Genomic DNA, 12,534 nt, shown 5'->3' on the forward strand with positions numbered 1-12,534 from the left:
AGGCCTTCGCTAAAATCAAGCATTGGATGCGAATGGCCCAGAAGCGAACTATCGAGGACACCTGGCGCCAGGTCGGACACCTCGTAACAACCATCGAAGCTGACGAATGCCAAAACTATCTCGCAAACGCAGGATACGCTTCCGTCAAAACGTGAAGGACTCTAGCCGCAAGGTTGGCGACAGCACATCGTCAAGCGGCACCTGCGCGCCATCAAGATTGCCGGCTTGATCTGGATCGTGGAGCGCAGCTTTGCCTGGCTCGGGTGCAATCGGCAGCTCGTCAAGGATTATGACTATCGTGTCCAAACATCCGAGACGATGATCGACGCCGCAACCACTCGCTTCGTGCTTAATCGGCGTGCAAAACCTTAAATCTCAAACACCCTCTGAGCCGCGACCGACGCGGATGACGCGTTTACCGAAGTTTTTGCCGGCGAGAAGGCCGATAAATGCTTCCAGGGCGTTTTCCAGACCGTCTATGATCTCTTCGCGGTATTTGATCTTGCCGCTTGCGACCCAATCGCCCATCTCCCTGGCGAATTCTGGGTAGAGATGGCCGAAAGTGTCGAAGATGATGAAGCCCTGCATCCTGATCTTCTTGCGCAGGATCTGGCCCATCAACCAGTTTATCCGATCCGGTCCTGCGGGCGGTTCGGTCGCGTTGTATTGCGATATCAGGCCGCACACAGGTATGCGTGCGTGCGGGTTCAGAAGCGGAATGACCGCATCCAGCACCTTGCCGCCGACATTCTCGAAATAGATATCGATGCCGTTGGGGGCTGGCCCTGGCGAGATGTTCTGCAAAGTCGGGGGCCTTGTGGTCAATGCATGCATCGAAACCCAGTTCGCTGACCGCATAGGCACATTTGTCGGGACCGCCGGCAATGCCGACCACGCGGCAGCCCACCAGCTTGCCGATCTGCCCCACTGTCGCGCCAACCGGCCCTGTCGCCGCAGCCACGGCGATTGTCTCGCCGGACCTCGGCGCGCCGATCTGTTTCAACCCGGCCCAGGCCGTGAAGCCAGGCATGCCCAGAATGCCAAGCGCCAAGGACGGATGTGCCGGTGACTGGCCAAGATTGGTCACACCCTTGCCGTCGGAAACAGCGTAGTCCTGCCAGCCATTGTAGCTGAGCGCCCAATCACCTGACTCAAAACCCTCGACATTCGAGGTGGCAACCCGTGCGACCGTCCCGCCGACCATCACGCCGCCGATTTCTACCGGGGCAGCATAGGACGGCGCGTCGCTCATCCGGCCCCGCATGTAGGGATCAAGCGAGAGGTATTCGGTGCGCAGCAGCATCTGACCGGAGGTAGGCACGGGCAGGGGACTTTCGATCAACCGCAACGTGTTCGCATCGGGCGCGCCCTTCGGACGCTCGGCCAATATAACCTGGCGATTTGTCTTGTCGGTCTGTGTCATGATCTTTGCTTTTTAAAATACAGGTCGCGGGTACTCGAGGCCTCATTCGCGGTCATTGCCTGCGAAATACAAGCGACAAATTGTTCGCCGGCATCTCATGGATCTCTGGTAGACCGAAGCCATGCAGCTTAGCATAGCGGGTGACATCCTCCACATTCCGTAAGCCCCAGTCCCTATTGCGCGAACGCAATTGTTCATCGAACGTTTCGTTGCTCGATGCCGTTGGCTGACCCTTCCGCCGATACGGGCCGTAAAGGAACAGAACGCCACCCTGGCCAAGGATGCTTTCCGCCCCCTGAATGAGCCCCTCGGCGGCCGACCAGGGCGCGATGTGGATCATGTTGAGGCAGACGATCGCTGTCGCTTTCCCTGCCGGCCATGGCAGGTCGGTCACGTCGATACGCAACGGGGCCAGAATGTTTGGGCGGTCTCTGCCGCCATCCATTGTTCGATCGATTGAAGGGACGGCGCGTCACGTTCGCTGGGCTGCCATAGCAGGCTCGGCATCTCACGTGCGAAATGAACGATATGTTGCCCGGTTCCGCTGCTGATTTCGAGCACCGTACCGTGATCGGGCAAGGTCCGCTTCAAAATGTCTGCAATGGGCTCTTTGTTGCGCTCCGCCGAGGGGCTGACAAGGCGATTGTCCGCAGAAACGCCGAGCGTTTCGTTCCGCATTTTTATCTCACTCCCTCTGTCGATACCCGAATATTTACCGAAATTACGAAGGCTTGCCTGTCTTTGCTGAAGACTTCGCCTTCACGCGGATACGCATCGTTCCTCCTGTAGATGGTCGACTTCGGACTCGTTCGTTTTTCGCACCAGGACGGTCAATTTCCGGGAGCCGCAGTGTCAACGCTACGCAGGTTTTCAACTCGCACTGCTGACTACAGGAGCATACCGGCAGACGGTGTACCTCCTGCCACCATCTGGCCCATCGAATAGCGGTTGTCATATGCGTGGACCAGCATAAATCGAATAAGCGGGTCGCTGTCCCATGCCGAAATTTGCGACGACCCGACGTCAACGAGGATATCATTATACTCGTATTGGCCGGCAACCACTGGGAAATCCAGATCTTCGTATCCAATAATCATAGAGCCCCTTTCTGATTTGCGACGAGGCATGCCCGAAACTGGGCGCGCCCTTCAATGGGTTGATTCCGCCATATTTACGCGGCTAAGCTTTCCATCTTGATACGCATTCCACGCAAGATGGCAGGTTTCTGATCAATAAATATGTCTTAACTGCTAACATATTACCAAAAATTACTACATGAACGGGCATATTTATTTTAACATTCTCTAAGAATACTTTCTTATGAAAGTAATTATCCATATTGAATTATACAAATAAGAATTATTCATGGGAAATCAATGGTTTCGTGGCCAGTGGGCGCTTCACCTCGCGCGAGTGCTCCCGGCATTCTGGGTGCGATAACAACACGACCAGTGTTCTGGACGTTGAACTGCGACCTCTGTTGCGTCAGCAGCCAGTTGCTGAAGCCGCTGCTTTTCAACCGCGAGCTGGCCAGAAGGTTCAAGTTGATCACCGCCGAGGTTGGCAGAATGTCACTAAAGGCGTCCTGTTGCCGGGTCGATTTCAGTACAAGACGGACAAGCGGTCCGGCAGTCTCCTCCAGACAGGAGATGCGATCAGGGCAGCTTGCCGGTCAGGACATAACGCAGGATCTGGGCGACCTGTTCGGGATGTTCCGCGACTGCAAGGGCGGCAGCATCGATCTCCTTCAGGGCGTGCTGATGGTCTGGCCCATGCAGAATGATCAGAGATTTCCCCAGAGCTGAGGCAATACCTGCGTCGAAGGCCGCATTCCACTGTCGATATTGCTCCCCGAAGCGGACGACCACGATATCGGCCTGGCCAATGCCGCGCCTTGTGCGGATCGCGTTGAGTTTGGCGCCCTTGTGGTCATGCCAGAACTTGTCGTCCTCGCGTCCCAGGATCGCCACACCGCAATCGTCGCTTGCCTCATGGTCGGTCACCGGACCGTCGAATCTGACGTCCAAATCGCGGGCGCCTTCGATGATCTGATCGCGCCAATCGGTGTGAATCTCCCCGGACAAATAGACCTTCAGCGTCATGACAACTTCCTTTCCTGTTCAGTTGCGTCCCTCGCGATGCTCGTCAGCATCAATACCGTTTCCCACCGCGGCGGGGAAGCAACGCGCGTTTCTGCGTGGCCCGGCCGGTCAGCGAGCGGACACGGGCCGCTTTATGGCTCGATATGCGGCAGGCGTTGTCGCCATGAGAATTCGGTTGCATGCACCATCCGGAAAAGGTCGAATGCCCGCCGTGAAAGCATTACTTCCTACTGTGTCCGCCCTGCTGTTTTCGGTCGCTATTCTCATCACGGGGAATGGGCTTCAATGGACACTGATACCGGTCAGGGCAAGCCTCGAACTATTCGATCCACTCGAGATCGGGCTGCTCGGCTCCTCCTATTATCTCGGTTTTGCGCTCGGATGCCTCCTTGGCGGCCACGTCATCCAGCGTGTCGGCCATATTCGTGCATTCACCGCGCTCACGGCGGTTGCCTCGACCGTCGTCATGATCCACGCACTCACGAGCAGTCCCGCGGTCTGGTGGGGGCTGCGGGCGGTCACCGGCTTCTGTTTCGCCGGCCTGTACCTCGTCATCGAGAGCTGGCTGAACGAACGTGCGTCCAACGACAATCGCGGCATGGTCATGGGAATTTATACCATGATCAACCTGTCGGTGACGATCGTCGGGCAGATGATGCTGGCCCTGGGAAATCCGGCGGATTTCCTGCTGTTTGCGTTGGCGTCGATCCTGATTTCGCTCGCCGCGGTTCCGGTCGCGCTGACGGCTTCCCGTCCTCCTGCGCGCCTGCTTCAATCCCGGCTGCGGCCTGTCAAACTCTATTCGAGGTCGCCGGTCGGCGTCGTTGGTGTACTGCTTGCGGGCGTCGCGACCGGCGCATTCTGGTCGCTTGGCCCTGCATATGTGATCGCATTCGGCGCGGACACCGCGGAGGTTGCGATCTTCATGTCGATCGCGGTTCTGGGCGGTGCCCTGGTCCAATGGCCGCTCGGTCGGCTCTCGGACAGATGCGACCGCCGGATCGTCGTGCTCGGGCTTTGTGGAGTGGGTGTGCTGGCGGCGCTGACACTGGCGCTGATCAACATCGAGGACCGCGTGGCGATTTCGGTTCTGGTCGCGGCTTTCGGCGCATCCGCTTTGCCGCTCTATGCGATCAGCGCAGCTCACGCCTTCGACCACATTAATGCTGAAGACACCGTCGAAACGTCATCCGGCCTGCTATTGGCCAACGGGCTGGGCGCAATCGCGGGCCCGGTTGCGGCCGCTTCCCTGATGGGCCCCGCCGGCCCGGGCGGACTGTTCTTAGCGACGGCGGGCGCACATCTCCTGCTGGCGTCTTTTGTTAGCTGGCGGATCCGGACAAGCGCTCCGGTGCCGAGAGAGGAGCGCAGTGAATTCAATCTTGCGACAACCGCGCCGACGATGGTGGCGCTGACGCCGGAGGAGAAAGAAATCGTCGACTAAACGGCGCCGACGAATCCGCATCGGACAATAACAGGCCTACCGGCAATGGCGCACCGCCGCCTTCGGCGAGGACGGCGGTGCGGCGGAACTGCACGCCGCCAGCCAGACGACGGATGCGACCTTCACCACGCTCGGCATCCGGGCGCAGGCCGATGTCGCGCTCGGCGCCGTGCCGGCAACGGCGCGCGCCATGCTGGGCTGGCGTCATGCCTTCGGCGACGTCACGCCCGAGGCCGGGGCTGGCCTTTGCCGGTGGCGATGCGTCCACCATCGCCGGCATGCCGATCGCCCGCAATGCCGCCGTCATCGAGGCCGGGCTCGACGTCGCCATGGCGCCTTCGGCGACGCTCGGCCTGTCCTATCGCGGCCAGCTCGCCGGCCGGACCAGCGACAACGGCTTCAGGGTCGACCTGAACGTCAGGTTCTGAGGAGATCAGACCAACAAGGCATCGCCCGCGCCGGTGCCAGCCGGCATGGGCGCCTGATCGGGAGAGGCCAATCCTTCGCTGGTACGGCGAGCCGGTGGCATTGCTCATGCGAGGCGTAGTGCCGGATATCCCGCAAGAGCCGACCCAGAATGACCACAATTCGAGGGGGAACAGCGTGCGCGGCCATTCGTTTTAATCGTAATCGTGCTTGAAAGGAGAGAACGATGAAAACGTTTCTTCCAATAGCAGCAGTTGGTGCGCTGTTTGCCCTGACAGGGACGGCGCTTGCCGACACAGCGGTATCAGCCGTTACCGATCTCAATGTTCGCGCAGGTCCAGGACCGCAATATCCAATCATCGGGCTTTTGGCCGCCGGTCAACGGGCAACCCTCAATGGCTGTCTTGAAAACAGCAAGTGGTGCACGATAGCCGAGGCCCAGGGTCAAGGTTGGGTGTATTCGGACTACGTGACCGCGGAATTCGGTGGTTCTCAAGTCATTCTTACCCAGCGCCCAGCCAATTCAGGTGTAGCGATAGTCGCGGCTCCTGACGAAGGTGGCGGTGGCGCTGGAATGGTCACTGGCGGTGCCACGGGCGCGATTGCAGGTGCCATTATTGGCGGGCCGGTCGGTGCTGCCGTCGGCGGCGCGGTTGGTGCCACTGCTGGCGGTGTGACCGGAACCGTGATCGATCCGCCAGAACAGGTGCGCACCTATGTGGCCGCTCATCAGGACGCCCCTGTTTACCTTCAAGGGGAAGTTGTAACTGGTGCGACCCTTCCAGAAACGGTGCGCCTGCGTGAGGTTCCCGACTACGAATACCGATATGTGAACGTGAATGGCCAATTGGTATTTGTGGAGCCGCAGTCACGTCGGATCGTCTATGTGATGCGCTAGCAGATTGGGCGTTCTGACCGATAGCGGATTTCTTCCGACTTGAGATTATCTGCGTATCTGTCACGATGAGTGGCTGCCAGTTGCTTATCTGTCAGAAGAAGACCCGGCCGATGCTCTGGCCGGGTCTTCTGCCATTACATTGGGGGCGGTAATATGGCGAGCTTTCAAGGTGAGAACCTGCTGATACTCCTGTTCGTTGGCCTGCTTCTCGCAGCGATTATCATTCTGAGCGTGATCGGCGGGCTGGTGATTTACGGGGTGGAGCAGAGCGCCAGAGTGCTGCCATAAAGAAGCCCGCCGGAGTTTGGGAAAGCGACCATGCCCTGCAACGAAGCAGGCAGCAAAAGGCTGATGAATGTTCGGCCGCAAACGAAAGATTGATCCAACGATGGAGCAATCGACGGAACTTGCGGTTCGAACGTCGGTTTTCATCCATCCTCCAGGAAAGGAGAGACTAAGATGAAAACCCTAATCCTGGCCGCAGTTGCCACAGTCATGTCCTTGTCGATACCCGCCTTTGCCCAAGGTGGTTATGGCGGGATCACCCTCGATCAGAATGGGGTGCGTGTTCAGAGTAATAGACACCACGATCGCGAAGGATGGTACCGCCGCCATCATAGGAACGAAGATTGCCGCACCAAGATGACCCGCGAATGGCGACATGGCCACATGGTCACGCGCGAAGTAACCATATGTGGTGATCGCTCCTATCGGGGCGATTGATCCATCGCCGTCGCAAATCGGTCCGCCGCTTCACAAGACGACAGGCTATAAGGTGCCGGATATGAAGTGAAGCTGGATATGAAAAAAGCGGGCCGTGATGCCCGCTTCCCCTTCATTCCTGAGATTTGTGAGCCGCCGGTACATTCGTGGTCGGCGCACCATCAATCAGGGCAAATACAGCTACCTCTCAGGGAAACCCAACATCGTATCTCGACGAGCATTCCCAGCCGGTTGGCAGCCGATGTCCCTCATATGGACGTTCGGGATACATAAAGCAAGAGGATTGAGATTTTCGCTTCACAGCCAGAACGGGTCCAGTTATCGGGTCAGCCTTTGTCATCAACTGGGTGATCAGTGACTTCATCCTGTTCCTGCGCCAATCTGGCCAGCCGCAATCGCTCGCTCTTCTTATCGCGGGCCGCTCTCTCGCTTTCGATGATTTCTCGCGCCGCCCTCGTGGTTGCATCACCCTTGGTCTCGCTCGCTGTGGGTCTGGGCTTGAAGACGCCGTCGGGAACACTTTTCATCTATCATCCTTCCCAAAACGAAAAAGGCCGGGAACATCCCGACCTTCTCCTGACTGCCTCAACGGCCAGTGCCAGTACATCCGTGGTCAAAGGCCGGACGCAATGTTCTTACACTGCCTGCAGGTTTTCTGCGGCGGTCTTGCCACTGCGGCTGTCGCGGACAGCGTCGAAGGAGAGCTTCTGGCCTTCAACGATGGTGCTCATGCCTGCCCGTTCGACGGCCGAGATGTGAACGAATACGTCAGTGGAACCATCTTCCGGCTGAATGAAGCCGAAACCCTTGGTGGAGTTGAAAAACTTTACGGTGCCTATTGCCATGACGATTTCCTTTCAATCGACATAGAAATTCGCCGCTTGACCGAATGCCAAACGTCGTAGTCGTCGAAATTGAGAGGAAGATCGGTAGGGCGCCGAAGCGCAGAAACAAAGTTCTTCAGCAAAATCGATTTGAAAATTCTATCTGCTATTCACCCTCATTACAAGGAAGTTAGAAAAACCGTTCTTTTCTGCGAGTCTTGGGATGCTTGTCGACGTTGCTGTCGTTCTGTCAAATTCGGAAACGCAAAGAGAGAAATCTGCCGCGCCAAAAGAGGAAAGCGACGACGGCCCGAGGGGTTTCAGACTTATATGGACGCTCTCTCACCCTAAATGCAAGAAGCTGCCCCTGCTGAGAAGAGGCCCACCGGAACGGCAATCCGGCGGGCTCCGTTCTGCTCCAAACCACCCACATTAGCGGCAACTGATTTGCCGGCGACTTGTTCCATTAATCGTCGCACACCATACGCAAAAAAGCCCGTCCGGCGAACCGGAGCGGGCTGAATCATTTTGTTGGCGTCGGGAATATGGTCATGGCGGCGGTCGTTCCGTCATCGCGTACCGACACGCGGTAGCACCGACGGCGGCCGAGATCAGCGCCTTGCCAACCCCCCACAGCCAGCGTCCCATACAGCCGGAAAACACCACGCGATCACGGACCTGCGCATACTCGGCCGTAGTCGGCCTGATCGCATCCACCGTCTTCTCCAGACCATGCAGCCGGTGCTTGATGTCGTGGATTTCCGGGGCACATGCTTCAGATGCCTCATAGCCCCGCTTGCTGCTTTTGGCGGCTTCCTTGGTGCTATAATCAGAAATCCTGTGCCGAGCCGACAAGGTCGCGTTTATTCGCGATGAAGGAATCTTACATGGAAACGCCGCTTAGAATCAGAAACGTCCTGTTCAAGGCATTCATCATCAATCTGCTGGTCATTATTTTTGCCTGGCTGATGTCGCTCAGCGGCGTCACTACAGTTTTGATGTCAGCATTTTTTGGCTTCAGCGTCGATCAAACACGCATGTACATGGCCGATATTATCGGGTTCTGGAAGGTTCTGAACGTCGTCTTCTTCCTGATTCCGGCAATAGCCATCCACTGGGAATACCGGACGAAGAGATGATCGCCGATCCGCTCGGCGGCCCGATAGAATGGAGCAATCTCACTGCAGCCTGGAGCACCGCATGCCAATGCGGATTTGTCTCATTATCGATGGCACACGACAATGGCTGCGTTGCGGTCCAGATCACCGGACAGGTAGCGAACCTTCAGATACGCCGCCCTTGTTGATGTTTCCCGATACGGTGGCGCGCCTGGGGGGCTGTCCGTTGGTGTCGGTGAGCCGCACCGTTACACGGATGACGGGCTGATAGTTCACCGACTTGCTCTTAGCGCGTCACAATCCCGCTCAGTCTCCCGGCTGCGTTCGACCTCATCACGCAGCCGGGAAACCGAGCGCACATGACGGCGTACGGCTTCGATGATGATCGCGACGAAGTAGACCGGCACCGCCGCCCATGCCACCACGCCCGGCGGCGAACTGCCGTCCACATCGAAGGTATTAGGCTGCTGCCGACAAGAAGCGGGATCGAGATTCAGAAACACGCGAACATCAGGCCTGGTCGAACCCAGTCCGTGCCGACTGTCTCTACTCCGAACCTGTCCCAGGAGCCGACGAAGCCTGCGACGACACCGACCCCGGCGCCAGCCTCTTGGTCAGGTTGTGACCATGGAAGGACCCGCCGCATGACGCTGCCGTGCGCACGCCGTGCTACGGCTCTTCTAGTCGGCCACACACGAAACGTCCCCGAGCGAACGGCCGAGTCGGGAAAGGTTACGATGCTGCCTTTGCGTCAGCGAGATAACCGGGAGGCTGTAAACAGCTTCTGGTCTTCGATTTCTCGGTAGATGTTTCGCAACTGGCGAGCCTTCAAGGTTTCCTCGCCATTGACCAGCAAGTTCGTCAGCATCATATCACCCGGCCTCAAACCTCCCTCGCAGGAGCCGACATGCTTCATATGGGTGAAGAACTGGCCATGGCTGCGACTGCGTTTGTCTTGATTAACAACGGCGGTTTCGGCGCGAGTCTCCTCGTTGGAGACAAACGTGGTTTTATGCCTGACATCAGACGTCCCCGTCTTGTCTGCGGATGGCGACGGGCCGGAGCAGTGCATGCTCCACGAGAGCACATTCCCGGACACTGAAGCCTGCGGTTCTTCGCAGATTTCCTTGAGGCTGGCGATGTTTGATTGCTGTTCGCGAGCCTCAAGCTCATGAAGAGCGCGATCGGCTCCGGCGTCGAGACAGACCTTCCAGATCTTCCGGATATCGAATGAGGTCGTGCTCTCACTGAGTGTACTGGATTGGTCGACCGTCCATAAACCTTCGCTGCGCGACGGCAAATCGACCGGAAGCTCGAAGGCCGGCGCAGCATGCGAGACGCCAAGAACGAGACAAGCGGCGAGCAAAATCGGGAAGGGACGCATGGGATGTTTCATATTGCTCCCAACCGCTTGTTGATCTCGACCCCCTCCTTCAGCAGCTTGTCCGATACGGCCAAAGACTCATAAATGTTGACGGGCTGTGCTTCATCCGGCCATGCATCGCTATTATAGGTGAAGCCGACGTCGATTCCGTCGCCGGGTGTCTGGCCGGCTGGACATTCACCGATCCAGCGCTGCTCTTCGACCAGATCGATTTCGAGCAGGAGGGGCACGTCGTTGGGACCACTGTGCTCCACCTCCACGACCTCACTTTCGCTCCTGAACGTTGTCGTCCAGCGGAAATCATTGCCAGCCGCATCATCGTCATCCTGGGAGTTTGTTCTGCAGGCCATCTCGCCGGCCAGGACCTCTCCGGCCAGCGAGAATTTCGGCGCCTGGCAACTGATATCGTGGAAAACCACCTGCTGCTCCTTACGCAGAATCTTGAGTTCCTGAAGTGCGCGATCCGCTTTCGCGTCCAGGCAGTATCTTTTTATATCCTTGAGCTGGTTCGGGCCGACGGTGCCGGTCGTTCGCATCTCCCACAAGCCCGGTTTGCGTGCCGGAAGGTTTGCCGGAAGATCATAGGCGGCGGCTGGAATTGAACTGGAGAAAAGCAGGCTTATGCCGGCAATCGGCTTTGTGACAATTTTCAAGACAGCCTCATTCAAAAAACGGGTTGTTGGGGGGAGGGGGCACGCATACGTTCAGGCCTTGTCGCCCTGATCCTGTCCGAATGGTTCCTGCGGCCTTGGGCTGTGCGTGGCCGGCAATCCTTTCGGATCACTTACGTCCTTCACCAGCGAAGCGAGAAGGGCTTTCGTTCCAAGATTGCTACCGGACCCATCGCCAGTCACTAGTACGGTGCGCCCCCCATGGGTGGAGGCATCTCGCAGCGCCTCCAGGCGCTTGATCTCCATCATGAATGCCATAGCGTCCGAATCCGTCAGGGTTGTATCCGCACGAAAAGCCGCCAGCGCCTTTGCATTGCCCTCGGCAATGATGCTGCGGCTCTCCGCTATCCCGCGTGCCGTAATCGTCATTGCCGCTGCCGATGCTTCCGCACTTTTCGTCCGCTTGATCTTCTCGGCTTCGCCGTCATTCTGTGCGGCCTCCAATCGACGTTGCGAGGCAAGCACTTCGTTGAACGCCGAGATCATTTCCTCCGTCGGTCGCGGGTCGTCGATCAGGACAGCGCGAATCTCGTAGCCGTAACCGTTCATGGCTTCGTCAAGCGATTCGCGTACCGTCCGGGTGAACTCATCCCGATCAGTGTAGAGCTGGTCGAACGTCTTCGTGGCTGCCACGGCTCGTGCCTCGGTCGCGACATAGGATTCGATCTGCCCCTCAGGATTATGCAGCTCATAGAATGCAGCTTTAACCGCGCTCGCGATTACGCGGTACTGCAAGCTGATAGGCATGGTGACGAAGGCATTATCCCTCGACTTTACACCCAACTGAAGCGCAATCTGCTTCGTCTGCAGCGAAAAGGGCCCGCGAGCCTTCTGAAGTGGCCAGGGCAATTTCAGCGACAGGCCGGCGGACCGATACCCGCTATAGCGCCCGAACGTCTCCAGAACCCTGGCATGCTGTTGTGGTGTGATGACGAAAATCGTCCTGATCCACAGAAAGCCCGCAATCACGCTGATGATGTTGGCAACGGAATCAATTGGGATGGGAAGCCCCAGGAAGCTGTACATCTAAATCAATATCTCACAATTATCTTGGCTGACTATCTTTGCAGCCACGCTGCCGCGCCAGCATATCACCTGTCGAGCCGAGCCTGCGATTGACAGTTGGTTGCCGGCTGTAACGGCCCGACACGGGCCTTTCCTGAGAATGCGTGGTAAACCCACTTCGTCTCGTGCATGGCCGGCTTCACCAGTCTTCCGCGAGGGGCGAGAAGAACCAGCACGGTTGGCAGTGCGAAGGCCGCGTCAGAAAGGCTGTATCTTATGCCCGGCGTTTCGGGATCGCCCTGACGAGTCTGCAGAGGGCGTAAACGGCGGAAATGATGTAAGGGGGCCGCCGATGAACTGATGTCGTATAAGCCACCTTTTCTCACCCTGAAGGAAATTTGCAATACAATCCCTTTGATCGCTATTTCGCGTGAAATCCCCAACAGGGCTCGAGCTTGGCTTGTACGTTGAAAACAAATATGTTTTCCATACCGGCAGTGCCAACCATCGGCACTG

General features: G+C 57.7%; 14 protein-coding genes and 4 pseudogenes. 7 read left to right on the forward strand and 11 right to left on the reverse strand.

Annotation, left to right across the window (positions count from 1 at the left end):
* Positions 1 to 155, forward strand: a pseudogene (locus C7441_RS13215) (IS630 family transposase); the annotation flags it as partial.
* Positions 156 to 375: 220 nt separating this feature from the next.
* Here the strand turns inward: C7441_RS13215 and C7441_RS13225 are convergent.
* The 3 genes and pseudogenes from C7441_RS13225 to C7441_RS13240 all read right to left on the reverse strand — a co-directional run bounded on the left by C7441_RS13225 (position 376) and on the right by C7441_RS13240 (position 3,525).
* Positions 376 to 1,423 (reverse strand): annotated as a pseudogene (locus C7441_RS13225) (NADP-dependent oxidoreductase).
* Between the two features lie 52 nt (positions 1,424 to 1,475).
* A pseudogene (locus C7441_RS24600) lies at positions 1,476 to 2,101 on the reverse strand (DUF938 domain-containing protein).
* 977 nt (positions 2,102 to 3,078) lie between these two features.
* Positions 3,079 to 3,525 carry a YtoQ family protein gene (locus tag C7441_RS13240; RefSeq protein ID WP_109613270.1) on the reverse strand — a complete coding sequence of 149 codons (447 nt, stop codon included), beginning with the start codon at positions 3,523 to 3,525 and terminating at the stop codon, positions 3,079 to 3,081.
* 202 nt (positions 3,526 to 3,727) lie between these two features.
* Here C7441_RS13240 and C7441_RS13245 point away from each other — a divergent pair, with 202 nt between their 5' ends.
* The 4 genes and pseudogenes from C7441_RS13245 (at position 3,728) to C7441_RS13255 (ending at position 6,293) form a co-directional block, all read left to right on the forward strand.
* Complete coding sequence (locus tag C7441_RS13245; protein WP_170125123.1) at positions 3,728 to 4,969, forward strand: MFS transporter; 1,242 nt, start codon at positions 3,728 to 3,730, stop codon at positions 4,967 to 4,969.
* A gap of 88 nt (positions 4,970 to 5,057) precedes the next feature.
* A pseudogene (locus tag C7441_RS24375) lies at positions 5,058 to 5,153 on the forward strand (hypothetical protein); the annotation flags it as partial.
* Between the two features lie 22 nt (positions 5,154 to 5,175).
* On the forward strand, positions 5,176 to 5,397 hold the full coding sequence (locus tag C7441_RS24380; protein ID WP_244916144.1) for an autotransporter outer membrane beta-barrel domain-containing protein: 222 nt from the start codon (positions 5,176 to 5,178) through the stop codon (positions 5,395 to 5,397).
* A 224-nt stretch (positions 5,398 to 5,621) separates the two neighbouring features.
* Entirely contained in the window at positions 5,622 to 6,293 is a 672-nt protein-coding gene (locus C7441_RS13255) for a DUF1236 domain-containing protein (protein WP_109613272.1), read from the forward strand.
* An 84-nt stretch (positions 6,294 to 6,377) separates the two neighbouring features.
* On the opposite strand, the gene C7441_RS23765 is transcribed toward C7441_RS13255, so the two are convergent.
* Positions 6,378 to 6,725, reverse strand: coding sequence for a hypothetical protein (locus tag C7441_RS23765; protein WP_146201462.1), 348 nt, complete (start codon positions 6,723 to 6,725; stop codon positions 6,378 to 6,380).
* Positions 6,726 to 6,752: 27 nt separating this feature from the next.
* On the opposite strand from C7441_RS23765, the gene C7441_RS23770 reads away from it, so the two are divergent.
* Positions 6,753 to 7,016 carry a hypothetical protein gene (locus C7441_RS23770; RefSeq protein WP_146201463.1) on the forward strand — a complete coding sequence of 88 codons (264 nt, stop codon included), beginning with the start codon at positions 6,753 to 6,755 and terminating at the stop codon, positions 7,014 to 7,016.
* 326 nt (positions 7,017 to 7,342) lie between these two features.
* Here C7441_RS23770 and C7441_RS13260 read toward each other — a convergent pair whose 3' ends face one another.
* From C7441_RS13260 to C7441_RS24255, 3 genes are all read right to left on the reverse strand, one after another.
* Positions 7,343 to 7,543 (reverse strand): hypothetical protein, encoded by a 201-nt coding sequence (locus C7441_RS13260; RefSeq protein ID WP_109613273.1) that lies wholly within the window; start codon positions 7,541 to 7,543, stop codon positions 7,343 to 7,345.
* A 108-nt stretch (positions 7,544 to 7,651) separates the two neighbouring features.
* A complete protein-coding gene (locus C7441_RS13265; protein ID WP_109613274.1) occupies positions 7,652 to 7,861 on the reverse strand; it encodes a cold-shock protein in 210 nt (69 codons plus the stop codon).
* Positions 7,862 to 8,389: 528 nt separating this feature from the next.
* Entirely contained in the window at positions 8,390 to 8,695 is a 306-nt protein-coding gene (locus C7441_RS24255; RefSeq protein WP_210205642.1) for a hypothetical protein, read from the reverse strand.
* 32 nt (positions 8,696 to 8,727) lie between these two features.
* On the opposite strand from C7441_RS24255, the gene C7441_RS13275 reads away from it, so the two are divergent.
* Entirely contained in the window at positions 8,728 to 8,979 is a 252-nt protein-coding gene (locus C7441_RS13275; RefSeq protein WP_146201464.1) for a hypothetical protein, read from the forward strand.
* Positions 8,980 to 9,230: 251 nt separating this feature from the next.
* Here the strand turns inward: C7441_RS13275 and C7441_RS23775 are convergent, their stop codons facing one another.
* The 4 genes from C7441_RS23775 to C7441_RS13290 all read right to left on the reverse strand — a co-directional run bounded on the left by C7441_RS23775 (position 9,231) and on the right by C7441_RS13290 (position 12,039).
* Entirely contained in the window at positions 9,231 to 9,461 is a 231-nt protein-coding gene (locus C7441_RS23775; RefSeq protein WP_146201465.1) for a hypothetical protein, read from the reverse strand.
* A gap of 248 nt (positions 9,462 to 9,709) precedes the next feature.
* Positions 9,710 to 10,354 carry a DUF3617 family protein gene (locus C7441_RS13280; RefSeq protein WP_109613276.1) on the reverse strand — a complete coding sequence of 215 codons (645 nt, stop codon included), beginning with the start codon at positions 10,352 to 10,354 and terminating at the stop codon, positions 9,710 to 9,712.
* Positions 10,351 to 10,995, reverse strand: a complete 645-nt coding sequence (locus C7441_RS13285; RefSeq protein ID WP_109613277.1) for a DUF3617 domain-containing protein — start codon at positions 10,993 to 10,995, stop codon at positions 10,351 to 10,353. Before C7441_RS13285 ends, C7441_RS13280 begins: the two co-directional genes overlap by 4 nt.
* 51 nt (positions 10,996 to 11,046) lie before the next feature.
* Entirely contained in the window at positions 11,047 to 12,039 is a 993-nt protein-coding gene (locus tag C7441_RS13290) for an SPFH domain-containing protein (protein WP_109613278.1), read from the reverse strand.
* Between the last annotated feature and the right edge of the window lie 495 nt (positions 12,040 to 12,534).

The sequence above is a fragment of the Pseudaminobacter salicylatoxidans genome (assembly GCF_003148475.1).
Lineage (GTDB): Bacteria > Pseudomonadota > Alphaproteobacteria > Rhizobiales > Rhizobiaceae > Pseudaminobacter > Pseudaminobacter salicylatoxidans.

Excerpts from the sequence above, each read along its gene's own strand:
- C7441_RS13275 (WP_146201464.1), top strand. The coding sequence starts at position 8,728 with ATGGAAACGCCGCTTAGAATCAGAAACGTCCTGTTCAAGGCATTCATC.
- C7441_RS13280 (WP_109613276.1), bottom strand. The coding sequence starts at position 10,354 with ATGAAACATCCCATGCGTCCCTTCCCGATTTTGCTCGCCGCTTGTCTC.
- C7441_RS13255 (WP_109613272.1), top strand. The coding sequence starts at position 5,622 with ATGAAAACGTTTCTTCCAATAGCAGCAGTTGGTGCGCTGTTTGCCCTG.
- C7441_RS13245 (WP_170125123.1), top strand. The coding sequence starts at position 3,728 with ATGCCCGCCGTGAAAGCATTACTTCCTACTGTGTCCGCCCTGCTGTTT.
- C7441_RS13265 (WP_109613274.1), bottom strand. The coding sequence starts at position 7,861 with ATGGCAATAGGCACCGTAAAGTTTTTCAACTCCACCAAGGGTTTCGGC.
- C7441_RS13260 (WP_109613273.1), bottom strand. The coding sequence starts at position 7,543 with ATGAAAAGTGTTCCCGACGGCGTCTTCAAGCCCAGACCCACAGCGAGC.
- C7441_RS13290 (WP_109613278.1), bottom strand. The coding sequence starts at position 12,039 with ATGTACAGCTTCCTGGGGCTTCCCATCCCAATTGATTCCGTTGCCAAC.
- C7441_RS23765 (WP_146201462.1), bottom strand. The coding sequence starts at position 6,725 with ATGAAAACCGACGTTCGAACCGCAAGTTCCGTCGATTGCTCCATCGTT.
- C7441_RS13240 (WP_109613270.1), bottom strand. The coding sequence starts at position 3,525 with ATGACGCTGAAGGTCTATTTGTCCGGGGAGATTCACACCGATTGGCGC.
- C7441_RS24380 (WP_244916144.1), top strand. The coding sequence starts at position 5,176 with ATGCCTTCGGCGACGTCACGCCCGAGGCCGGGGCTGGCCTTTGCCGGT.
- C7441_RS23770 (WP_146201463.1), top strand. The coding sequence starts at position 6,753 with ATGAAAACCCTAATCCTGGCCGCAGTTGCCACAGTCATGTCCTTGTCG.